This is a genomic window from Shewanella olleyana, assembly GCF_023283825.1.
GTDB lineage: Bacteria > Pseudomonadota > Gammaproteobacteria > Enterobacterales > Shewanellaceae > Shewanella > Shewanella olleyana.
Genome location: NZ_JAKILD010000037.1, coordinates 1 through 24192 on the forward strand (window position 1 = coordinate 1; position 24192 = coordinate 24192).

At 39.9% G+C, this 24192-nt stretch carries 24 protein-coding genes and 1 other annotated feature; of the genes, 7 read left to right on the plus strand and 17 right to left on the minus strand.

What is annotated here, in order from left to right; all coding sequences use genetic code 11:
• Positions 1–148: 148 nt before the first annotated feature.
• The 4 genes from L2735_RS18255 to thrA form a co-directional block, all read right to left on the minus strand.
• Positions 149–691 (minus strand): hemerythrin domain-containing protein, encoded by a 543-nt coding sequence (locus L2735_RS18255; protein WP_248986091.1) that lies wholly within the window; start codon positions 689–691, stop codon positions 149–151.
• Positions 692–901: 210 nt separating this feature from the next.
• Positions 902–2185, minus strand: a complete 1284-nt coding sequence (gene thrC, locus L2735_RS18260; RefSeq protein WP_248986072.1) for a threonine synthase — start codon at positions 2183–2185, stop codon at positions 902–904.
• A gap of 30 nt (positions 2186–2215) precedes the next feature.
• Positions 2216–3148: a homoserine kinase gene (gene thrB / locus L2735_RS18265; RefSeq protein WP_248986073.1), complete on the minus strand. Its 933-nt coding sequence runs from the start codon at positions 3146–3148 to the stop codon at positions 2216–2218.
• Complete coding sequence (thrA, locus tag L2735_RS18270) at positions 3145–5613, minus strand: bifunctional aspartate kinase/homoserine dehydrogenase I (protein WP_248986074.1); 2469 nt, start codon at positions 5611–5613, stop codon at positions 3145–3147. The genes thrB and thrA overlap by 4 nt, the downstream gene beginning before the upstream one ends.
• A 691-nt stretch (positions 5614–6304) precedes the next feature.
• On the opposite strand from thrA, the gene slyD reads away from it, so the two are divergent.
• Positions 6305–6862 carry a peptidylprolyl isomerase gene (gene slyD, locus L2735_RS18275; protein ID WP_248986075.1) on the plus strand — a complete coding sequence of 186 codons (558 nt, stop codon included), beginning with the start codon at positions 6305–6307 and terminating at the stop codon, positions 6860–6862.
• A 561-nt stretch (positions 6863–7423) separates the two neighbouring features.
• Positions 7424–7813, plus strand: a complete 390-nt coding sequence (locus L2735_RS18285; RefSeq protein ID WP_248986076.1) for a hypothetical protein — start codon at positions 7424–7426, stop codon at positions 7811–7813.
• A gap of 37 nt (positions 7814–7850) precedes the next feature.
• Here L2735_RS18285 and trpR read toward each other — a convergent pair whose 3' ends face one another.
• Positions 7851–8129 carry a trp operon repressor gene (gene trpR, locus L2735_RS18290; RefSeq protein WP_248986077.1) on the minus strand — a complete coding sequence of 93 codons (279 nt, stop codon included), beginning with the start codon at positions 8127–8129 and terminating at the stop codon, positions 7851–7853.
• Between the two features lie 208 nt (positions 8130–8337).
• Between trpR and L2735_RS18295 the strand changes: the two genes are divergently transcribed.
• Positions 8338–8787 carry a c-type cytochrome gene (locus tag L2735_RS18295; protein ID WP_248986078.1) on the plus strand — a complete coding sequence of 150 codons (450 nt, stop codon included), beginning with the start codon at positions 8338–8340 and terminating at the stop codon, positions 8785–8787.
• Between the two features lie 139 nt (positions 8788–8926).
• On the opposite strand, the gene L2735_RS18300 is transcribed toward L2735_RS18295, so the two are convergent.
• Entirely contained in the window at positions 8927–9607 is a 681-nt protein-coding gene (locus L2735_RS18300; protein WP_248986079.1) for a cytochrome b/b6 domain-containing protein, read from the minus strand.
• Positions 9608–10175: 568 nt separating this feature from the next.
• On the opposite strand from L2735_RS18300, the gene hpf reads away from it, so the two are divergent.
• Positions 10176–10529, plus strand: coding sequence for a ribosome hibernation-promoting factor, HPF/YfiA family (hpf, locus tag L2735_RS18305; RefSeq protein ID WP_248986080.1), 354 nt, complete (start codon positions 10176–10178; stop codon positions 10527–10529).
• Between the two features lie 177 nt (positions 10530–10706).
• Positions 10707–10820: a sequence feature (Phe leader region), on the plus strand.
• A gap of 64 nt (positions 10821–10884) precedes the next feature.
• Positions 10885–12840, plus strand: coding sequence for a chorismate mutase (locus L2735_RS18310; protein WP_248986081.1), 1956 nt, complete (start codon positions 10885–10887; stop codon positions 12838–12840).
• Positions 12841–12985: 145 nt separating this feature from the next.
• On the opposite strand, the gene L2735_RS18315 is transcribed toward L2735_RS18310, so the two are convergent.
• The 8 genes from L2735_RS18315 to ffh all read right to left on the minus strand — a co-directional run bounded on the left by L2735_RS18315 (position 12986) and on the right by ffh (position 19444).
• Complete coding sequence (locus L2735_RS18315) at positions 12986–13318, minus strand: VIT1/CCC1 transporter family protein (protein WP_248986082.1); 333 nt, start codon at positions 13316–13318, stop codon at positions 12986–12988.
• Between the two features lie 117 nt (positions 13319–13435).
• A complete protein-coding gene (tyrA, locus tag L2735_RS18320; protein ID WP_248986083.1) occupies positions 13436–14575 on the minus strand; it encodes a bifunctional chorismate mutase/prephenate dehydrogenase in 1140 nt (379 codons plus the stop codon).
• Positions 14576–14607: 32 nt separating this feature from the next.
• Positions 14608–15681 (minus strand): 3-deoxy-7-phosphoheptulonate synthase, encoded by a 1074-nt coding sequence (locus tag L2735_RS18325; RefSeq protein ID WP_283104702.1) that lies wholly within the window; start codon positions 15679–15681, stop codon positions 14608–14610.
• Between the two features lie 221 nt (positions 15682–15902).
• Entirely contained in the window at positions 15903–16256 is a 354-nt protein-coding gene (gene rplS, locus L2735_RS18330) for a 50S ribosomal protein L19 (protein ID WP_055025610.1), read from the minus strand.
• Between the two features lie 34 nt (positions 16257–16290).
• A complete protein-coding gene (gene trmD / locus L2735_RS18335) occupies positions 16291–17037 on the minus strand; it encodes a tRNA (guanosine(37)-N1)-methyltransferase TrmD (RefSeq protein WP_153914085.1) in 747 nt (248 codons plus the stop codon).
• 15 nt (positions 17038–17052) lie between these two features.
• Positions 17053–17583 carry a ribosome maturation factor RimM gene (gene rimM, locus L2735_RS18340; protein ID WP_220753592.1) on the minus strand — a complete coding sequence of 177 codons (531 nt, stop codon included), beginning with the start codon at positions 17581–17583 and terminating at the stop codon, positions 17053–17055.
• Between the two features lie 20 nt (positions 17584–17603).
• Positions 17604–17855, minus strand: a complete 252-nt coding sequence (rpsP, locus tag L2735_RS18345; protein WP_248986085.1) for a 30S ribosomal protein S16 — start codon at positions 17853–17855, stop codon at positions 17604–17606.
• 215 nt (positions 17856–18070) lie between these two features.
• Positions 18071–19444 carry a signal recognition particle protein gene (gene ffh / locus L2735_RS18350; protein ID WP_153914082.1) on the minus strand — a complete coding sequence of 458 codons (1374 nt, stop codon included), beginning with the start codon at positions 19442–19444 and terminating at the stop codon, positions 18071–18073.
• Positions 19445–19709: 265 nt separating this feature from the next.
• Between ffh and L2735_RS18355 the strand changes: the two genes are divergently transcribed.
• Positions 19710–20498 carry a cytochrome C assembly family protein gene (locus L2735_RS18355; RefSeq protein ID WP_248986086.1) on the plus strand — a complete coding sequence of 263 codons (789 nt, stop codon included), beginning with the start codon at positions 19710–19712 and terminating at the stop codon, positions 20496–20498.
• 113 nt (positions 20499–20611) lie between these two features.
• Positions 20612–21898 carry an HlyC/CorC family transporter gene (locus tag L2735_RS18360; protein WP_248986087.1) on the plus strand — a complete coding sequence of 429 codons (1287 nt, stop codon included), beginning with the start codon at positions 20612–20614 and terminating at the stop codon, positions 21896–21898.
• A 252-nt stretch (positions 21899–22150) separates the two neighbouring features.
• On the opposite strand, the gene L2735_RS18365 is transcribed toward L2735_RS18360, so the two are convergent.
• From L2735_RS18365 to pdxJ, 3 genes are all read right to left on the minus strand, one after another.
• A complete protein-coding gene (locus L2735_RS18365) occupies positions 22151–22693 on the minus strand; it encodes an Mpo1 family 2-hydroxy fatty acid dioxygenase (RefSeq protein ID WP_248986088.1) in 543 nt (180 codons plus the stop codon).
• A 201-nt stretch (positions 22694–22894) separates the two neighbouring features.
• Entirely contained in the window at positions 22895–23275 is a 381-nt protein-coding gene (acpS, locus tag L2735_RS18370; RefSeq protein WP_248986089.1) for a holo-ACP synthase, read from the minus strand.
• Positions 23275–24012 (minus strand): pyridoxine 5'-phosphate synthase, encoded by a 738-nt coding sequence (gene pdxJ / locus L2735_RS18375; protein ID WP_248986090.1) that lies wholly within the window; start codon positions 24010–24012, stop codon positions 23275–23277. The genes acpS and pdxJ overlap by 1 nt, the downstream gene beginning before the upstream one ends.
• Positions 24013–24192: the final 180 nt, after the last annotated feature.

The following is a 24192-nucleotide window of genomic DNA, read 5'->3' on the forward strand; positions in this document are numbered from 1 at the left end:
TATTGTTGTGGACTAGGCTCTCGAAGCATGATGATAAACTTGGTTATTATCTGTACTTCTATTAGATCAAAGCCCTAGACGAATGTCTAGGGCTTTGTCAGCAGTCTGAGAGCGCCATAGGCGCTCTTTTTGTCTCTGGAATGTTAAATTATTTTTTATCTACCTGTGAGATATGATGTTTCAGATCTTCAAATATCGTCTCATCATTATCGCTAAATAGTGGGTCTTCCACTAATTGCTTATCGCATTGCGATTTAATCGTCAGCCAATCATCCTGATCGAGTTGTTTGGCAAACAAAGGAAATAACTCACTCTCTTCATACTGCATGTGCTTTTGCTGTATATCGACATAAGCTTGTAAATCGCTCACCAGTTTCTCTCTGGAAATGACAACATCTGATAGTATTAAATTCAGGCTATACATTAAGGCACCTGAATACTCAGCAAGTCGACTATGCTCTTCATGTAACTGGGTATCACAAGGAGTAGAAAACTTCTTTACAAAGTAATCGTAGGTAATGTCTTCTAATGGATGGTGACTATGCTCAGCATAAACTTGCATATACTCAACCACATCTCTTATCAGTGCAAAATTTACCGCTTCACCTTCCGCAAGCTTAGTATTTTTCTTCGCTAACACATTAAGTAAAATAGCAATATGCTTATGATCGTTCATAAGTCTTTTCAGTATCATCTTATCCATTATCACCATTCCTTCATGTATAAAGATTAAGCAAACATTGAATATATCCAATCTACACTAGTCGTATTAATGATGTTATGACGAAGATCATAAAATTCCAAATTACAAAAAAAGCTATTTAAAACAAGATCAAATGAATTATAAACAATAAAAAAGCACCCTAAGGTGCTTTAAAAAATAACAGTTCTAATCATCAACCTAAGCTAAGGTTTTAAATAAATGTGCTTTAAGCTGATCAAAGTCTGCTGCAAGTTCAGCTGATAAAATTGGCTTATTCACTACCGCCTCGAGCTCAGCGGGTAAAGGCAGACTTATGTTTAATTGTGCATCTACCACATCTTTAAATTTAGCAGGATGAGCAGTGCCTAAGAATATTCCCGTCTCCCCTTCTTTAAGCTCATCAGATAACGCCTGAGCAGCAATAGCAGCGTGAGGTTCTGATTGATAACCAAGCTTATATAACTCACTCAGCGACGCAGAGGTTTGCGCTTCTGTTAACGCTAAACCTGTGATTGAAGATAATGGCCACCCCATGGCTTCACAAATTGCTTCAACACGTGGCCAATTTGATGGTTCGGATACATCCATTGCATTAGACATCGTTGCCACGGTTGTATTAGGCGCCCAATCACCTGCTGACAAATAACGTGGTACAGTATCATTTGAATTTGTTGCAGCAATAAAGCGTTTAACAGGTAGGCCCATAGCTTTAGCAAACAAACCTGCCGTTAAATTACCAAAGTTGCCACTCGGTACTGATATAACAATCTCATCGTCACTACTTTCTTTAGCTTGTGCTACCGCTTCAAAGTAGTAACAGATTTGTGCCAATAAGCGACTTATATTGATAGAGTTAGCCGAGTTTAAATGCAAACCGTCACGGACATCGCTGTCATCAAAAGCTTGCTTAACCAGTGTTTGGCAGTCATCAAAATCAGAAGTGACGGCAACGGTGTGAATGTTCTTACCTAAAGTGGTAAACATTTTCTCCTGCAGTTCACTGATTTTTCCTTTCGGGTACATCACAACCACTTGAACGGCATCTAAACCATAAAATGCATCTGCCACTGCTGCGCCAGTATCGCCTGAGGTAGCCGTTAAAATCGTGAGCTTCTTATCGCCTGCAAGTAAATTGACACACTGCGCCATAAAGCGTGCGCCGAAATCTTTAAAGGCTAATGTCGGGCCATGAAATAATTCTAAACAGGCACGCTTTTCATCCGCTTTAACTAATGGGGCTTCAAAGGTAAAAGCGTTATCAACTAGTTTATCGACATTTGCTTGACCAATTTCGCTTGCCAACCACGCCCCTAAAATACGTTTACTTCGAGCGGCAAAAGGAAGTGCTAATAGTTCATCCATATTTTCAAGAACAGGGATCGATTTCGGGAAAAATAGACCTCTATCTTTTCCTAAGCCTAATTGCACTGCTTCGCTGAAACTCACCACTTGTGATGGGTGCTTTAAATTATATAATTCCATTGTTAACGCCTTAATAAAAATAATTCAGAGTTAAACCCGACGAGTACCAGACTCATCCAGCTTACAGACATGGGCAAAACCACCAGCCTGAGATAAATAATGTTGCTCTAACCACGCTTGAGCAGCTTGTGCTGTTTCAAGTGAGTCAGTAACAGAAAAAAGCGTAGGACCACTGCCAGAAATTCCCGTGGTTAACATACCTATTTTTTCAAGTTCGCTTTTCGCTTCTGTGTAACCAGGTATTGCGTCCGCGCGATATGGCTCAGCCATCACATCCTTTAGTACCGATATCGCGAGCTCAGAATCTTGCTGATAGCTTGCATGAACAAAAGCACTTAAATGGCGGGCGAAATCAATCGCCACCGACTTGTCATATTGACTGGGTAGCAGCTCACGCATTTTGGCGGTCGACAATGAAATACCTGGGTAAGCAACCACCCAATACCATTGCTTAAAACTTGGGATAGTCGCACAGACTTTTTTAGGCGTATTAAGCATTAATTGCATGCCACCTAAATAACACGGCGCCACATTATCAAAGTGCACGCTGCCAGAGATCATGCCTTCAAACTCACCCATTAGCAGCAATAGAGCTTGTTCATCAAAAGGTCGCTCAAAGTGTTCATTCAGTGCGTATAAGGCTGCAACAACAGAGCTTGCGCTTGAACCTAAGCCGCTTCCTACAGGAAGATTCTTTTCTAATCCAATCGCCACACCTTCAGAGCTGTTTAGCTTTTCTAGAAAAAACTCTGCACATTGGTAAACAATATTTTGTTTACCATCATCAGGCAATTTGTGCGCCCAAGGACCTGTTTGAGAGTAATGTACGCCACTTGATGCCGCCTCTATCATCACTCTATCACCTAATAAGCTGCCATCAATTGGCGCAAGAGCTGCGCCAAGTAAATCATAGCCAACTCCGACATTTCCCATCGAGGCTGGTGCATAAACCGTTATGCTCATAGTCCTACCTCACGAGTCCAGTTAAGTGTTCTTAATACATCGGCAAATGCCCCAGCTGCAGTCACATCGGTACCTGCACCATAACCCCTTAATACAAATGGGATTGGCTGATAATAACGACTGTAAAAAGCCAGCGCATTCTCACCGCCTTTAACACTATATAAAGGATCGCTTGCATCCACTTCGGCAATGCGAACATAGCATTTACCTGATTCAATTTGCCCGACGTATCTAAGTACTTTTCCTTCAGCCTTTGCAGCTTCAACTCTAGCGCCGACTTCAGCATCAAGTTTAGGAAGATTACTCATAAAGGTATCGATATCCCCTGAATCATCAAATGAGCTAGGTAATACAGATTCTACATTGATATCTTCAAGTTCTAATTCCATGCCCACTTCACGGGCTAGAATTAACACTTTACGTGCGACATCCATTCCACTTAAATCTTCACGAGGATCGGGTTCAGTGAAACATTTTTCGCGAGCGATTGATGTTGCTTCAGATAAGCTCATGCCTTCATCTAACATACCAAATATATAAGAAAGCGATCCCGACAAAATACCGTTAAAGCGTTGTAGTTTATCACCTGCATAAAGTAATTTTTTCAAATTATCAATAACCGGAAGACCTGCTCCTACTGTTGTCTCATATAAAAACTGACGACGTTGTAAAAGCGCTGTAGTACGAAGTTGCTGATAGTACTGATAATCACGAGTATTGGCTTTCTTGTTAGGCGTGACCACATGGAAACCAGCATTCATTGCATCGACATATCTGTCTGAAACGAGTTCACTTGAAGTACAATCAACTAACACAGGGTTAAGCAATTGCTGCTCTTTGCCCCAATTAAATAGTTCAGATAAATCATATTGTGTATCACAGTCAGCCAGTAATGATTGCCAATTAGTTAAATCAACACCATCACTGTTTAACAGCATTTTACGAGAGTTAGCAACGCCACAAACTCTCATGGTGATATGTTGCTCTTTTAACATTGCCGATTGCTGTTTGATTTGCTCCAACAGCCCTGCGCCAACATTACCCGCTCCGACTAAAAACACATCCAGATATTGCTGTACATCGAAGAAGGCTTGATGACATGCACTAATAGCGTGTTTAGTTTTACGCTGCTGAATGACTGTTGAAATAGAACGTTCTGATGAACCTTGAGCAATCGCAACAATATTAACGCTTGCTTTAGCAAGTGCGCTGAAGAACTTCGCAGCAGCACCTTTATGGGTTTTCATCCCGTCGCCAATTAACGACACGATGGCTAAATCTTGTCTTAATTCGATTGGCTCAAGCAATTCCGATTGAATTTCCAATTCAAATTCAAGTTCAAGTGCCTGCTTAGCTTTTTCTGCTTCATCAGTGTTAACACAAAAGCTGATGCTGTATTCAGAAGAACTTTGGGTGATTAAGGAGACAGAGATACCGCTTCTAGATATGGCTTCAAGTGTACGACTTGCCATTCCCACCATGCCTTTCATGCCTGGGCCTGAAATATTAAACATGGTTTGATTATCTAAATTCGAAATGGCTTTAACTTGTAGGCCAGTTTTATCCACTTCATTAGATACCAAAGTACCAGGCGCAGAAGGATTAAAGCTGTTTTTGATGTAACAAGGGATATGATACTGAGCGATAGGTGCGATTGTCTTTGGGTGCAGGACTTTAGCGCCAAAATATGACAGCTCCATTGCTTCTTGATAGCTAAGTTGCTCTAACAGTTTTGCATCAGTCACAACCCGAGGGTCAGTATTATAAACACCATCTACATCGGTCCAAATTTCACAGCTCGATGCATCCAAGCAGGCGGCTAATACAGCTGCAGAGTAATCAGAACCGTTGCGACCTAATGTTACGGTTTTACCTTGATCATTTGCTGCAGTAAAACCTGGCATGATCCACACTCGCGCTTCATCTAATGCGAGCGCTGCAAATCTAGGCTTACTGACACTGATATCAACGATTGACTCTAGTGCTTTACCGTGGGCTAAAAATAACTGAGTAGGATCAAACTGGGCAGCTGAAAGTGATTTAGCTAACATCACTTGCTCCATCAATGCAGCAGATAAACGTTCACCAGACACGACTACCTGTGCTTGTACATGATCTGGACATTCATTGAGTAATTTAATCCCTGTAAGTTTGTCGTTCCAATCAACCAACTGTGCGGCCAGCTTGTTTTCTAACAGGCTCTTTTGTTGTTGTGAAATTAATTGCTCAGCAGCTTGATCAAACAAGCCGTTGAACACATTTTCAATATGATTCAATACAGCAGAATAATCTTCACCCTTCTGAGCTAAATCGACAAGCTCAAGTAATCCATTTGTGACAGTTGCAGGCGCCGATAACACAGTTGCAATGGATTCCGACTTAGCAGATTGTTCAATGATATCTGCCGCCATCAAAAAGCGTTGCCAATTGGCTAACGAGGTCCCACCAAATTTCATTACTTTCATTTTCTACTCCCTTTACTCGCTAGCGCTAAGTTAAATTTAAAATCGATATATTTTTTAAAGCCTGAAAACAAAAAGCCCGCTTCTTTGTGGGAAGCGGGCTTGTTGTAAAAATTCTTTAGGGTGTACTCAGCCCGCCCCCACAATATTAATTGTGGTGGTTGTAATAATGGTAGCTACAACGTGGAACTGGATTTTCATCATGACACTCGACTATTTTTTATGTACTTGTTTTGAATTAATAATAGAATTGCTTTTTTACATGTCTGTTGTCAACCCCTTAGCATAGCTTTATTTTAAAGCACATATTCCGCATCAATCTAAATTAGCGTTAAAACAGCCTAAACTTCATATTTTATACAAAATTAGCAGAGTATAAGGAGCGAAAGCTATGTTTACGTTAACGTAAGGGAAGTTCCCCTTAAAATTAAAAAGCTCTATAAAACAGTATATTAAAAACAAATTAGGCTAAATTTAAAACACAAACAGCATAAACATAAGCTTTAGAGCTAAAAAATCGGCTAACCCTTATTATTTAGCATTTTTATCGAGTTGCTTTTTTATTCCTAGATGAAATTGACTCATCTAACTGAATTTCCAAAACATGTGATTGAATAAGCAAAAGCTGATACAAATCATTTCCCCCCATAACAAAAAGTATTATCATGCCGCCACATTATGAATTGGAGTCGTTATGAAAATCACAAAACATTCAGCAGTGACTATTCACTACCGTTTAAAAGACCAAGATGGACAGCTAATCGAAAGTTCATTTGAAGCTGAGCCTATGGTTTATCTTCATGGTACTGAAGGCCTAATCCCTGGTTTAGAAACCGAGCTTGAAGGTAAAGTAACTGGTGATAAGTTTGATACCAACATTCCTACTGAATTTGCTTACGGCGAATACCACGAAGGCCTTAAACAAGAAGTTCCTCTAGAAGCTTTCGGTGATGTTGAAGATATCGTTCCTGGTATGCGTTTTATTGCTGAAACAGAAATGGGCCAACGTCCAGTTCAAGTGACTGAAGTAAAAGATACTGTAGTCGTAGTTGATGGTAACCATCCTTTAGCAGGTCAAGCCTTAAACTTCAGTGTTGAAGTTATGGACGTTCGCGAAGCGACCGCTGAAGAAGTTGCACATGGCCATGTTCATGCAGCTGGTGGATGTGGTCACGACCATGCTCACGAGCATGAACAATGTGACACTGAAAAGCCTGGTTGTGACGGTAACGGCGGCTGTGGCTGTCATTAATCAATAAGGATAATTAAGCACGATTGCTTAATTCAATGACTTAGCGATTTAATACTAAACCTAAAGTTTGAATTCAAAGATAAGTTAGCCAAATTCTTGGGTAACGTATTTGTTTTGAGTTATTATTCATATTAGTTGATTAGGGCCTGTTGATTTTTTAAGGTTGTTTTTGCAGCGAATTGTTGGCCATTTATACAAGGCAGAGACTTTATGGTGTAGTTATTCTACATAAAAAGTCGATAACGCAGTATAAATCGCCAACAAACGCTGCCCAAAGGGTTCGACTAAAAGCGTTTTACTCTTTGTTGGATGAATCTTGCTTAGATGACTAGGCATCAATCCATCCGCCTCAATTAAAACGCTTTTATTTCGAACAAAACTTAACCAGCAAAGATCAACATGCCCTAGTATTTACAAAAGTTAAAGATACAGATTCAGCCAATACCAACCCCTGGATTTATCAGGAGTGCACTTGAAGTAAACCATAGTAAGCTACTGCTGAGGTTATAGACTTAACCTGAAGATACTTACTCATGATTAATCACAAGCGACGGAGTGCTTATGTTAATTAAACCGATTTATGAGATTTTGCCTTTCACTTATATGGTTGTGGGTGCAGGTAGCGTTGCCTTGCTCAAAGAACCGTACGCCATAATAGCTTCACTGCTGGTATTTTTTTACGGTGCGCACATTTGGAATCAACGCTCAAAAAACCGAAGAACAGACCGTAAGAGAAAACGAATTGACGGCATACTGCCTGAATCAATTTATGGTTACCTGCCATTTATATACATCATGTCAGCCGGATTAATTTTACGTTTTCTTCCTAGAGACTCAGGTGTCGTTATTGCAATTTGTCTATTCACCTATGGAACTTACGTTCTAATGAGAAGAATAAGCTATCGCCACCATAAAATTCCTCGCGTTCAAGCTAGAGCAAAGTTTAATTAATATCTGATTTCAAAATAACGACTTGTCTTTAACCACACTAATCCAACAGTAAATGTTGGATTTTTTGTTTCTGCTCTGGTTGCATATTTTTCAAGTAATTTGAGCAACGTGTAATAGTGGCAATACTCACTTGATAATCAGCTGAGATTTGTCGTTGGCTTAAATCGCCTTCTAGTAATAACTGAAACACTTTCAATCGACCAGCGACTGCACTTCGCTCTTCTTCAGTTAACAGTAACTGGAACAAAATGCCCAATTCATCAGAATTTGGATAGCTTAGTACTTTTTCTACAACAGAATCCCAATTTGCTCGCATAACACTCTCTTTTAGTAATGCCTCAACAGTACAAAGTGTACCAATTTTTCTTATTCAGCAAAAAGTAAATCTGCATTTAATTAAATTTTTAGCTTTTTCTCAATTTTCCTTACAAATACACACAAACAAGTCTCGCACTCAGTTCAAAATTATGTGTAAAATGTGACTTACACCACCTGTCATATAATTAAAAAATAAGAGAAAACTTATGAAAAGCATAATTTTTGCAATCGCTGCGAGCGCACTACTCGTCCCATCGGTAAATGCACATAACTTTGAGGATGCTGATGATGCAATTGATTACCGTAAATCAGGGTTTAGCCTGATCCGTTATCAATTTGGTGACATGGGCGCAATGTTAAAAGGTAAAAAGGATTTTGACTTAACTGTGTTTCAAACTCGCGCTGCAAACCTTGACGCACTATCAAAGATACCTCATGAAGGTTTCATCGATGGTTCAGACAAAGGTGATACAGAAGCACTTGCAAAAATTTGGAGCAACAAAGCTGATTTTGATAGCAAGATGACCACATTCCAGGAGAATGCAGCTAAGTTAAATATTGCTGCTCAAACTGGTGACAAAAAGCAAATTAAACAAGCTTTTGGAAATACAGGAAAAAGCTGTAAAGGTTGCCATGATATGTACAAAAAAGACTAATCATTGTCCTTAGTTTTTGGTGATTCGATAGATATTGTATCACTAAATAGAAGCCCACTAACAAGTGGGCTTTCTTAATTGTTCAGAAGTAATATGTTTTTGCGTCATCTATTTATGCTTAAAAATTAAAGCATGCTAGTTATAAATACGCCACTATTGGTGCAATTAACCAATAACCGATCACTAAACCAATCAAAGCAACTATCACAATAGCTAAAAGTGACGAGGTCATTTTAGGTTCTTTTGATAACTTTTTGTACTCTTCTTCGGTAAGCTTTTTATTACCAGAAACCATGGCCGACACTAAGTTGTTCCCCTTAATTGCATAAAGCAAAATGACAGATACATGCAATAAAATACAACCTAAAATCACATTGAAGTTGACTTTATGTAGCCAAGTAAACCATGCACCTACATCTGAAGACACCATTGAATATAAAGGGCCTTCAGTAAAAATATCATCACTAGAAAATAAACCGCTAAATAACTGTAAGCTTAAAACCGTTAGCATAAACAAAACCATATAGCCTCCAAGAGGGTTATGGCCAACAACGGTCGAATCTTGCTTACCCGTTAGGTAGTTCAGTACTTTTTTAGGACCGGCAACAAAATCTGTAAAACGTGAAGTCTCACTGCCAACAACCCCCCATAAAAGTCTTGAAATAATCAATACCATAAAGCTATAGGCACATATTTGATGCCACTCCATTTCACCGCTATCAGCAGTCCACCACAGTGAAAATAACAACCCAACTGTGAGCCAATGAAATAAACGAGTGGGTATGTCCCATACCTTAATTTTTTTTTGTTCTATACTCATATTATTCGCCGTAAAATTTTTAAGAAATGATAATTGATAGATTGTACTTAATATCGATTATAAAGGTACCCAACTACCTCTGGTAGGGGAGAAAAGTAAAGATAGGTAATTAATCTGTGCAAAAACGCAGCCTTTTACAAGTGAATGCCCGTTATTCAAGACTAAAGTGAAAAATGAATTAAGCGAGGTAGATTTGATACAGTATTAGATCCTCTACTCAGAATTTGTTTTTACAAAGTACATAAAAAATTAAGCAAGGATTTAGGCTGTAATTTAGATCGTAGAAAGAATATTCAAGTAATATACAGCGCGTTTGGAGTGAAGTGACAGGCTATTTTACAGCCAAAATGAACTGAAATTTATAGTTCACATGCAGTGTTATCCATTCCAATATGAGCTTAATAAATCGATATTACAAGTAAATTTGGAGACTTTTTTGTCCATTTTGTCTAAGCGATCAAATAAGAATCAAACAGACTAAAACAGCCACCAAAATGTGATTTAGATCACGATTTTTGTCTGTAAGCTTGGTAATCTGAACTCAAGCAAACAACAGAAGGTTCGAAATATGCTGAAAATCACTAGCAAGCAACTTGAAGTCACTGCACCTATTCTTGAACGCATCGAAGGACAGTTTGAAAAGTTAACACGACACGATATTCAATTAATAAACCCACACGTTATCATTACTCAGGAAAAGCAGCTCTTTAAGATTGAGTCATCAGTAGGCTTGCCAAGTGGAGAATTATTTGCCCAGGCGAAAAACGAGAACCTTTACGCAGCAATTACTGCAATGGGTAAAAAGCTGGAGAAACAGCTAAATCGCCTGACCCATAAACCCCAAGCTCAACGTCACGTTTCGCCAACAGCTGAAACGAATGATGACTTCGAGTATGACTATAAGGAGGAAACCGCAGCTTGACGATTTATTTAACGTTTAACCAAGAGCGCATCCTCGGATGCGCTTTTTAATGCTTCACATTTGTCAGTTAAGCTTAAATACTTTCTCACCCTACGCAATACAACAGATTATGAGCAATCTTCAGCATAATTCGATTGACACATTCCCTTCAGCCCTTTAGTTTTAATGTGATGAAAACATTTACCTACAACGATTTTATTTTCTTTTTTATGCAGCCCCCATATTGAGGCGGATTTTTTGTGTAAAAACGAAAATGAAATTTGAAGCCTCCCACTTGGGGGGCTTTTTATTATTAATTTTTAAATCCTATCTGTTAAACAGGTATGTCAGCTAAGTAGTCGTCATTGAGGCAAATATGAACAAAGCGCCAGAGTTAAACCAAACCCGCAAACAGATCACCGCCTTAGATAAAGAACTACTGTCTTTATTATCTAAACGACGTGACTTAAGTTTAGATGTGGCTCGTAGTAAAGAGGTCGATGTTAGACCTATACGTGACACTCAAAGAGAAAAAGAATTATTAGCAAGACTAGTTGAACAAGGCCGTGAACACGGTTTGGATGCGCATTTTGTTATTTCACTGTATCAAAGCATTATTGAAGACTCTGTACTCAACCAGCAAGCCTATTTACATGGCAGAGCAAACCCTGAAATACAGCAGCAACAATCCACCATTGCCTATTTAGGTGCGCGTGGTTCATATTCGTACTTAGCTGCCAGTCGCTTCTGTCAACGTCGTCAAGTTGAAATGGTTGACTTAGGATGCCAAAGTTTCGATGAAATCATTAAATCTGTTGAGCTTGGCCATGCTGATCTCGGATTCTTACCTATTGAAAATACCTCTTCAGGTTCAATCAACGAAGTTTACGATGTTCTTCAACATACCTCGCTATCAATTGTAGGCGAAACGACGATTGAAGTCGGCCATTGTTTACTCACTAAGAATGGTGCAGGTTTAGATGGCATCACAACAGTATTTGCCCACCCGCAGCCTATTAGTCAATGTAGCCATTGGCTATCACAGCATCCTAACCTTACACTCGCATATTGCTCGAGCAGTGCAGAAGCCATGCAAAAAGTAATTGATGCTGATGATGACAGCGTCGCTGCCATCGGCAGTGCTGAAGGCGGAGCTTTATATCAATTAAATGCAGCAGAAACTGGCTTGGCGAATCAAAAAATTAATCAAAGTCGCTTTATTGTTGTTGCAAGAAAGGCAGTAGCAGTACCTTCTCAGTTACCTGCTAAAACCACGCTAATTATGGCTACGGGTCAAAAACCAGGTGCCCTCGTAGAAACATTACTTGTTTTAAAAGCCCATAATATCAATATGAGCAAGCTTGAATCACGTCCAATTCCAGGCACTCCTTGGGAAGAGATGTTTTATTTAGACGTAGATGCTAATTTGGCAACAAGCGAGCTCCAACAAGCTTTAAAAGAACTAGAACGTCTAACTCGCTTTATAAAGGTGTTAGGTTGCTACCCTTGTGAAACAGTCAAACCTACTCAGTTGAATAACAGCCAACTGCTCATCGAACCTATCAGTTCAAAAGAAGTGGTAACAGCTCCTTCACAAGATGAAGATGCACCAAAGTATTCAAAGCTATACCGTCAGCAACACACTCAAATTGAAATTAATCAGTTTAAGGTGGGCGGAGAAGACTTCGCAGCAATTCAGCAATTAACTCTGCCAATGGCCGCAGATGTATTTGCTGGCAAAGTTAAACAGATTAAAGAAGCTGGCTTTCAAGCAGTGTTATTGGATAACCCAGCATCAGCTAATTTAAACGCAGCAGAGTTAAAAGATTATTGTCATTTAATCGCACAAGCAGGTTTGACAAGCTCGGTACAGGTTGATTCAGTCAATGAATTTAATGAGACCGTTAAAGTCACAGACATGGTTTATATTGCTGGCAAAGAGATGTACAACGATGAGTTACTGACCTTAGCGGGTTCGGTTACTACGCCTGTTTTATTAGAGCGTAATACCATGGCCAGTACCACTGATTGGTTAGCCGCTGCCAATAAGATCTTATCCCAAGGTAATCAACAATTGATTCTAATTGAAGCAGGAATTAGAAGCTTTAATAAGCCTGAGCAACTGGCACTTGATCTTGCAGGACTAATTGAAGTGATTGCTGAAAGCCATTTACCTGTCTTAGGTAATATTAGCTATGCAGTAGAAGAAAAATTAATAAAACAACAAGCAAATGCCATAAAGCAGCTTGGCGCAAGCGGAGTCATCATTAATGAGAAGCAGTTGACGTGTAATGACACTCAAGCTGAACTGCTGCATCAATTACATCAGTGATACTGTTGCGCTTTCAGTAAAAATTAGCGCTTTAAAAATTTGCCAACAAAAGCTTAAAACAAAAAACCGAACTGATTAGTTCGGTTTTTTGTTACTTTAAATAGCTCTATGCTTTACCTAAAAGAACCCAAGTGACTCATTGATATCAATACATACTGACACTGTCATTTAGACCTAACCAACCTTTAAAAATGCGGTAACTGAACCAGAGTAATGCAAACAAGAATACTGGTACGCTTAACCAAAGCTGTGGAATAAAATAGCCAATAATCAATAAAGGAATTAGCCCAGTAATACTGTTTCGTTGCCAGCGTAAATGAGAGGATAATAAAGAACGCGAAGCAATATTGGTTTGTGAGATATTAATGATTAAACTAAAAAATACAGGTAAAAAAAACAGCGGAAATGCGCTCATTAATGCATACAAAAAATGCCCGAGTGATAAATCTTCTGCGGTATAAACCTCAGTTTCTGTCATCAGATTTCACTCCTATTACGTTAAAATTAAGGGAGTTACTATTCGCAACTCCCTTATAACAATAATCCTAGATTTGCCATTACGCAATCTTTTGCAGTGTTAACCCGAAAAATTGCTCTAATTGGTCTTCATATCATTGACAGACTGGAGCATTGCCCTACTTTCGTGTTGAAATTGCGGCGCAAAATCACCAAACCATTTAGCAACATCTCTAAATTGCGCTACAAACGCATCACGATTACCGCTTTTTAATAAATCCAATGCATCACGATAATTATCAAGGTAGTCACTAATAGCCACTTGGCTGCCTTCTTGTGCAAATATGATATCGGCATAAAGCTCAGGATCTTGAGCAAACAAACGTCCTACCATAGCTAACTCTAAGCGGTAAATCGGCGAACTGAATTGTAATAAGCTTTCTATATCCGCTTCTTCTTTACAAAGATTCACACCATAAACAAAGCTTGAGAAATGTCGCATGGCTTGCACTAGCTGCATCGCTTTGTCGTGACGTTCTGCATCTTCATTAACGATACGAGCGCCCCAAATGGTTATTTGCTCTAAAAACCATTGGTATGCTTGCGTGTCACGCCCATCACACACCACTACCACTTGTTTTGCCAAACTGCCAACGTCTGGGCCAAACATAGGATGTAACCCTACAACAGGGCCATTGTGCGCTTCTAGCATTGCGTTAAGAGGTTCTGACTTAATAGAAGTTAAGTCCGCTAAAATGCAATGATCAGGTAAATTGTTTAACTTGCTTCGAATGAGTTCGCAAGTCACATTGATAGGTACGGTGACAATAACCATTCCAGCACCATCAAATAACTCATCGGCTCTGTGCCAATCGTCTTTATCTAAGCTTTTGACCTGATAGCCTGAAAGCGTCAGCATTTGGCTGAATAAACCACCTAATTGCCCTTCACCGCCTACAATTACAATATGGCCAAGGTCAGTTTTAACTTGTTTAAAGCCCACATCCTTTTCATTTAAGTACGATTCACGCATCAAACGTCTTAAAATGTCTTCGATTAACTGAGGCGAAATATCCATTTCGCTAGCTTCTTTACGACGCTTTGCCAGCATTGAAGCTTCACGCTGAGGCGCATAAATTGGGACGCCTGCAGCATGTTTTACCGTACCGACTTGCGCAACAAGATCGAGACGCTTACGGAGTAAATTTAATAATTGTTGGTCAACGCCATCAATTAGGTCTCGTAAGTTTTCTAAATCTAATGTGGTTTTTTCATTCATAGCTTATATCCATCTATCGCACGTCTTACTTTTTAATCAGCAAAGCGATTCGGTAATACTGTTTTTAATAAATCTGCATTACGACGCAGTAGTGACTCTGTTGTAGCCCAATTAATACATGAATCAGTAACAGAAACGCCGTAAGCAAGTTCAGGTAAAGGCTTATCAGAAGATTGATTACCCTCATTTAAATGACTTTCCAGCATGACACCGATCACCGAGCGATTACCATTATTAATTTGCTGGAATACATCCTCGCAAACTATGGTCTGTCTTGTATAGTCTTTCGATGAATTACCATGACTACAATCAATGATTAATCTAGCATTCAATTTGGCATTGTGTAATTGCTCTTCACAAGTCGCGACACTTTCTGCGTCATAGTTTGGTGTTTTACCACCACGTAGAATCACATGACCATCAGGGTTACCTGCAGTTTGCAGTAATGATACTTGCCCTTGTTGGTTAATCCCCATAAAGCGATGACTGCTGGCAGCTGACTTTAGTGCGTTAATAGCCACATCTAGTTTGCCATCTGTACCATTTTTGAAACCTACCGGCATTGATAAGCCAGATGCCATTTCGCGGTGAGTTTGCGACTCAGTTGTACGTGCACCAATAGCTGACCAAGTTACTAACTCTGACATGTATTGTGGACTGATTGGATCTAGTGCTTCGGTTGCCACAGGTAATTCAAGCTCAGCAAGCCAAATCATTAACTCACGTGCCATTCTCAAGCCTTTCTCAACATCAAAAGACTCATTCATGTCAGGATCATTAATAAGACCTTTCCAGCCTACCGTGGTACGTGGCTTTTCGAAGTACACTCGCATTAAAATGTAAAACTCGCCACTTAATTCATCATGAAGTTTCTTAAGTTTCAACGCGTATTCTTTAGCGGCATCGATATCATGGATAGAGCAAGGACCGGTTACGATCAATACGCGGTTATCTCGCTTGTGAACAATGTCCGCCACTGTTTGGCGTGCATCTAAAATATACTGATAAGCATGATCAGATAACGGTAACTCTTTTTTTAACTCTGCTGGGGTCACCAACACTTTTTCAGAACTAATATGGACGTTATTAATCGTATCTTGCTGCATGCTCATTACTCACTTCTTATCGGTTTACCGCTAATAATCACTTTCAAACATTACGCCCAAATACTAGCGTAACGCTACACCATTACAAACTTGAGCTAACTATGCCTTTTTCAATCAGTGTTAGCAACCAATAAATTTTATTTTCTTCAAATAAACAAAAACCCGCCATATAGGCGGGTTGTTGTGCGAACACTGCATCTAATTTTTCAAGCGGGTAACTATTACTTAGTTGCCAACTTCTCACGGATACGTGCAGACTTACCTGAACGCTCGCGTAGGTAGTAAAGCTTAGCACGACGAACACGGCCGCGACGCTTAACTTCGATGCTAGCTACTAGTGGACTGTGAGTTTGGAAACCACGCTCAACACCTTCGCCATTAGAGATTTTACGTACAGTGAATGCAGAGTGAAGACCACGGTTACGCTTAGCGATTACCACACCTTCAAACGCCTGTAGACGCTCTTTTTCACCTTCTTTAACACGTACTTGAACTACTACTGTATCACCAGCACCAAATTCAGGTACGTCAGTTTTCATTTGCTCATCGTTGAGCATTTTAATGATATTGTTCATAACTTACTCCGTTCTAGGATTAACTGAGCTTCGACTAAACAGGCTTGTCCATATTTTTAACAAACTCTGCTAAAAGAGTCTTTTGTTCGCCAGTCAGAGCTAGATTTTCAAATAATTCTGGTCGTCTCAAAAAAGTCCTACCAAGACTTTGTTGCAACCGCCAGAGTCTAATTTTTTCGTGGTCACCGCTTAATAACACTGCTGGTACACCGACACCATCTAAGTTTTCAGGGCGAGTATAGTGTGGGCAATCCAATAAGCCATCAGAGAAAGAGTCTTGCTCTGCTGACGCTTGCTTTCCTAATACACCAGGTACTAGTCTTGCAACTGAATCGATTAAAGTCATCGCTGGTAGTTCTCCGCCCGAAAGCACATAATCACCAATTGACCACTCTTCATCAACTTCAGATTGGATAATACGTTCGTCAACACCTTCGTATCGACCACATACCAATACCAAACTAGATGATTTACTTAACTCACTAACGCCTTGCTGATCCAGCTTGCGTCCTTGAGGTGATAAATAAATCACTTTCGCACCGTCACCTGCCGCAGCTTTCGCCGCATGAATAGCATCGCGTAACGGTTGCACCATCATCAACATTCCTGGACCACCACCGTAAGGACGGTCATCAACAGTATTATGTCGATCATGTGTGAAATCACGAGGATTCCACGTTTGCAACTCTAACAGGCCGTTTTTAACGGCTCGACCCGTCACTCCAAAGTCTGTAACAGCACGAAACATCTCAGGAAACAGGGTTACAACCCCTAACCACATATGTTGTACCTCGACTTAAAAGTCTGGATCCCAATCCACTAATATCTGTTTACTTTGCACGTTCACCTCAAGGACGAACTGCTCAGGGACAAAGGGGATCATACGTTCCGCTTTGCCGAATGCATCTTTTACGTTAGCTTTAACAAGAAGTACGTCGTTAGATCCTGTTTCCACGATCTGTTCAACTTCACCCATGTTGTAGCCTTTAGTATTGGTCACAGTACAACCAATCAAGTCTCGCCAGTAGAATTCATCTTCTGACAAGTCTTTAATTTGGTCAGCCTGAATTGCAATCTCACAATTTGTAAGTTGTTGCGCATCCTCACGTGTATCTATACCTTCAAGACAAGCAACAAGTGCTTTACCTTGAAAACGCCACTGAGCGACTTTTACTTCACGCCATTCGCCTTGTTCTTTAATGAACCAAGGTGAATAATCAAAAATACCTTCAACAGAATCGGTATAAGAAGTGATTTTCATCCAACCTTTAATACCATGACTAGAGCCAATTTTGCCTAGTACGATTGGTTGTTGGTTACTACTCATCTATTTATACCTTAACGCTATTAAGCAACAGCTTTACGAGCGTCTTTGATCAATTTCGCTACGCGTTCTGAAGTTGCTGCACCAGTAGCAACCCAGTGTTCAACACGATCAAGATCTAAACGTAGAGTTTCTTCTTGGCCTTTAGCTAAAGGATTGAAAAAACCAACACGTTCGATGAAACGACCGTCACGAGCATTGCGGCTATCAGCAACAACGATATTGTAAAATGGACGCTTTTTTGCGCCGCCACGAGCTAAACGAATGGTAACCATGCGTTTTATTCCTCTAATGATTTGCTAGTAAGCAAAAATAAAAACTGGGACTCCGTGTTCGCGAAGGGCCCCAGAGAAAGCCGCAAGATTTTACCTGATTTTTCAACTATTGCAACCAAATCCGTTGTTTTAAAAACCAAAGAGACAATGGCCGCATAGTTGAGAATCAGTCTTACGGACTGAAGTTGATAAATTTTTTGAAGTTTTAAAGCGTATTAACGCCCTGGAAATTTCATTCCAGGAGGCATCATTCCGCCCATGCTACGCATCATTTTCTTCATGCCACCTTTACCTGACATCTTTTTCATCATTTTTTGCATTTGGGTAAACTGCTTCAATAAACGGTTAACGTCTTGAATCTGTGTACCTGAACCTAATGCAATACGGCGCTTGCGCGACCCTTTAATAATGTCAGGACGTTGGCGTTCGCCAGGCGTCATTGAATTGATGATAGCTTCCATTTGATTGGTCATCTTGCCATCTTGAACCTGAGCTAAAGCCTCTGGAGGAAGTTGCCCTACTCCTGGTAGCTTTTCAATCATGCCCATCATGCCGCCCATATTTTTCATTTGCTGCAGTTGTTCACGAAAATCTTCAAGATCAAATCCACCACCTGATTTCACCTTTGAAGCAAGCTTCATGGCTTTATCTTTATCAACACCACGCTCTACTTCTTCAATCAGTGACAATACGTCACCCATACCAAGAATACGTGAAGCGATACGTTCAGGGTGGAAAGGCTCTAACGCGTCAGTTTTTTCACCAACACCTAAGAACTTAATTGGTTTACCAGTAATGTTGCGTATTGATAACGCAGCACCACCACGAGCATCACCATCAACCTTAGTTAAAATCACACCAGTTAAAGGTAAAGCTTCGTTAAATGATTTTGCTGTATTTGCCGCATCTTGACCTGTCATAGCATCAACAACAAATAAAGTTTCAACAGGCGTGACTGCTGCGTGGAGATCTTTAATCTCATCCATCATGGCTTCATCAACATGCAAGCGACCTGCAGTATCGACGATAACAACATCAATGAACTTTAATTTAGCATGGGCAATAGCTGCTGTAGCGATATCAATTGGCTTTTGGCTGACATCTGATGGGAAAAACTCGACTTCGACTTCTTCTGCCAAGGTTTCCAATTGCTTAATCGCTGCAGGACGATAAACATCGGCACTTACAACTAAGACAGATTTTTTCTCACGCTCACGTAAAAACTTAGCCAGTTTTGCAACACTGGTCGTTTTACCCGCCCCTTGCAAACCCGCCATCATTAATACTGCAGGAGGTTGGCTTGCTAAGTCTAATGCTTCATTAGCTTCGCCCATCGCTTTTTCAAGTTCATTTTGGACAATCTTAATGAATGCTTGTCCTGGACTTAAACTTTTAGAGACTTCTTGACCGACTGCACGTTCTTTTACGCTGTTGACAAATTGGCGTACAACGGGCAAAGCAACATCAGCCTCAAGTAGTGCCATGCGCACTTCACGTAAGGTTTCTTTAATGTTGTCTTCGGTTAAGCGACCACGCCCACTAATATTCTTGAGGGTTCGTGACAGTCTGTCGGTTAGATTCTCAAACATGCTCTGCTGTTTACCTTAAACGATTCGATAATTGGCGCCTATTATACCCAAACTGTTTCAAGATGCGAGATTAGCCTGAAGCCTGTCTATTGATATCGATCATTATTCGTAAATTATTTGGAGTTAAATGGTGGAAACTGTTAAATTTTGAGTCTTGGGTCACTGCCCTAATGGGTAAGGTTCATGTTAATCTAAGATAAATATAGATGTGCTGATTTTATTTTTAAAAACAACCTGCACTCATAACTTGATAGGTTTATTCCAGATGGTCATTTTTTCAGCTTCGGCTATGTTGTTTTATTGCATTGCACTTGTGCTAGTAACCAGTCGATTATTCCATGCAGATGGTCCGAATCGTAAATTGGTGGCAATTTTTGCATCTATTGCTGTTGTGCTTCACGGCATCGCGCTTTCGCAAACAATTTTCACCGTAGATGGACAGAATTTTAGTTTAACCAATGTTATATCATTGGTTAACTGGATTATCGCATTCAGCTTTACCATTATCATGCATCGCTTAAAAGTGATTGTCGTGGTTCCTGTGGTCTATGCTTGCTCAGTTATCTCTGTCGCAGTCTTGTGGTTAATCCCGCCTCAGTACATCATCCACTTTGATATACATCCAGAGATTTTAGCTCATATCGTGCTTTCTCTTATGGCTTACAGTGCATTAATGATTGCCGCGCTCTATGCGATTCAATTGTTATTGATTCAAAATAAGCTTAAAAACAAGAAAACCATGATGAGCCCAGGTATGCCGCCTTTAATGACAGTTGAAAAACAACTTTTTCATTTAGTCACTATCGGCATGATCTTACTGACGCTTTCATTAATCACAGGTTTTGTGTTTTTAGAAGATATGTTTGAAGACGGTAAAGGCCATAAGGCAATTTTATCAATTTTAGCTTGGTTAGTTTATGCCGCTATGCTTTGGCAAAACTACACCATTGGTTGCCGTGTTCGCACTGCCGTTATCTACACACTATTAGGCGCTACATTATTATCTCTAGCTTATTTTGGCGCTCGAATCGTGACTGAAATCATTTTAAGATAAACTACAACTCTGGAAAGTTAATCCCTTCCAGACTTGACACTCATGACGAATGATTGATACTCATCATTCGTCTTTTTTTACTGTAATTTTTACTCATTCTACTGGAGCCCTTTTTGGACGCCATTTCTACCAGCGCACTCCTTCTCTCACTTTTGGTGTTAATCCTGATCTCTGCCTACTTTTCTGGTTCAGAGACTGCGATGATGACGTTAAACCGCTACCGTCTACGTCACCTTGCTGCAAGTGGGCATAAAGGTGCACAACGCGCATTAAAAATGCTAGAAAGACCCGATAGATTGATTGGCTTAATTTTAATTGGCAATAACTTAGTCAATATTTTAGCCTCAGCCATTGCCACCATCATTGGCATGCGTTTATTTGGCGATATGGGTGTCGCAATTGCAACTGGTGTGCTGACGTTAGTGGTGTTAATTTTTGCAGAAGTTACTCCTAAAACCGTTGCAGCGCTTCACCCTGAACGCATCGCTTTTCCATCTAGCTTCTTACTTCGCGGCCTACTTTCTGTGTTATGGCCGTTAGTTAAAGTCATTAACCTGATTACATCTGGCTTTTTACGCTTATTAGGCATTAAAAATATCAGTGTCAATGATGCGTTAAGTCAGGAAGAACTGCGCACCGTAGTCCATGAAGCTGGTGCATTAATTCCACAACGACATCAAGAAATGCTGCTGTCTATTCTCGACTTAGAAAAGGTCACCGTTGAAGATATTATGATCCCTCGCTCTGATATCTACGCAATCAACGTCAATGACGAATTCAAACTGATTAATAAACAAGTTACCCAAAGCCCACATACTCGAGTATTGGTTTATCGAGATAACATAGATGATGCTGTGGGCTTTATTCATCTTCGTGATGCACTCCGACTTCGCTCAAAAGAAGAGTTCAGTAAATCTTCGTTACTGCGCGCAGTAAAAGAACTGTACTTTATTCCTGAGGGCACTCCCCTTACAGTCCAGTTGTCAAACTTCCAGCAAAATAAAGAGCGCTTTGGCTTAGTGGTTGATGAGTATGGGGATATCCAAGGTTTAGTGACTTTAGAAGATATCCTTGAAGAAATTGTTGGTGACTTTACCACCTCGATGATAACCACTGCTAGCGAAGATATTGATGTGCAACAAGATGGAAGTTTCGTCATTGATGCCACTATTAACATTCGTGATTTGAACAAAGAAATGAAGTGGAGCTTTTCTACCGAAGGTCCCAAAACACTCAATGGCTTAATCATTGAACACTTAGAAGATATTCCAGATGCGGGCACACACTTAAGTATTGACCATTATCAAATCGAAGTGATTGAAGTCTCAGATAACATGATTAAAACAGTGAAAGTGATTCCAGGCTCAATAGAAGATGAAGCCGAAGAAGCTGCTGAGTAGATGTTAACGAGTTAAAACATTCATATTAAAAAGGCGCTAAATGCGCCTTTTAAGTTTCTATTTTTACCTTCTGATACCATCGGAATAAATAAATGATCAGATATTGCGTAGGAATAATCGCTTAGAACAAGGCAGGAATTTCAGCTAGCTAGTTGCTCTACCTACAAAATATCTAACGAAGTTATAAGCGATTTTAACCAATATGAATGACCATATTCTTGTTCTGATTGGTATAGAGCTATGGCGGTTAAACTAAGCAGCTTGTCTTCTTTTAGCTTCTAATGCTCTTCTTTTATCACGCGCGATAGGTGTGATTTCTTGCTCTAAGTTCTTATTCAGTCCCAACATAAAATACAGTTCAGCCATTAAAAAGAACGGACCTATTAATAGTTGATTCAAATCATCAATAAATGCAGGTTTCGCTTTTTCATATTTATGGCCAATGAATTGAATTACCCAACCAATAAAAAACACCCCAACACCCAACATCCAAGCATTACTCATCGAGGCAGCCATAGATGAAGTAATAAGTACTGGAATGATAAAAATTGTCAGCCCAAATGCTAAGCCCTTATGTAGCAGAAAATAATAAACCAAAGTACCAACAGCAAGTATCGTCGCGATATTAACTTTAAAGCCATCTTCAGCTAGAAAGACAAAATTTACCGGGATCAAGTTAAGTAGCAAGAAAACAGACCATATAATTAATGGCACGCCTACAAAGTGAGTTTTAATATTTTTGGGGTTTAGATGCACACTTTTGTAAGTGGCGAGTTGTTCCACAGCCGTTTTCATTTTTGAGTCCTTATTATTTTTATGATGTAACTTTATTATGTAACACCCTATTAACTTACCTTACTTCAACTATGGAGCTCAAGCTCTAGACTAAATTGCCCCTTCATTCGAATAAATTATCAAAATGTGAATACCGAGCTTACTGAGTTATAAAAACAAAAAGGCGCCGCAGCGCCTTTAAATAACGATATAATATAAAAATTATGATTCGATTATGACAGTCGATACTGCATAGTGCTGCTCATCAGCAATAGTAATATGGGCAGATGTAGCTCCAAGTTCTGTCATTCTTGCTAATGCGCCGTCAGTAAAACTCACTTGAGGGGCGCCATTTTCATTATTACTGATGTGAATATGCTGAAAAGAAACGCCGCGCCCTATGCCAGTGCCTAACGCTTTAGCAGCTGCTTCTTTTGCCGAGAAGCGCTTAGCAAGATATCGATGTGGGATTGTAGAGTCCTGATAAATCTCGAGCTCCACAGGCGTTAATACTCGCTTAGCAAGTTTATCCCCCAAGCGTGAATGTTGCTGCTCAATACGAGCAATCTCGACAATATCTGTCCCTAATCCCTTAATGGCCATTACTCGCCTCTACGACCTTCTTGCATTAGTTGCTTCATGTCTTTTACTGCAACAGCTAAACCATCAATGGCTGCTCTTGCAATAACGGCATGGCCAATATTTAACTCATATAATTCAGGTATTGCCGCAATTGGTTTAACGTTATGGTAATGCAAGCCATGCCCTGCATTGACGATTAAACCTTTGCTATGAGCATACTTAGCCATCTCTGTGATACGAGCTAACTCTTGAGCTTGTTCTGCATCCGTTTCCGCATCGGCATAACAACCCGTGTGGATTTCAATGTATGGAGCGCCTGAAGCTACAGCAGCATCTATTTGAGCTTTATCAGCATCAATGAACAAAGACACTTTAATGCCTTTAGCTGCCAATCGATTTACTGCTGAAGTAATTTTATCTAATTGCCCTGCAACATCTAACCCACCTTCAGTAGTCAACTCCTCACGTTTTTCAGGAACTAAACATGCGTAAGCTGGTTTTACATCACACGCAATTGAAATCATTTCTTCTGTCACAGCAAACTCAAAATTCATTCTCGTCTTTAACGTTTTTGCGAGTAAATAGACATCACGGTCGACAATGTGTCGGCGGTCTTCACGTAAATGAATTGTAATACCATCGGCACCGGCGTGTTCCGCTACTGCGGCGGCATGAACGGGATCAGGATATTCTGTGCCACGAGCTTGTCGTAAAGTGGCAATATGATCGATGTTAATTCCTAATAAAATTCCACTCACTGCGAGCTCCTTTGCTACTGTTATTTTAATGTTTGATAATAATCTAATATCAAAGCTAACTTATCTGTATATATACCCAAACAACCTGAAGATGCTCGATTTCAGCAAGAATTTACACGCGTTTAGGCAAGGCATTGATTGCGGGTAATGGTTATTCCCTTTTCAAAATCAATAACGCAG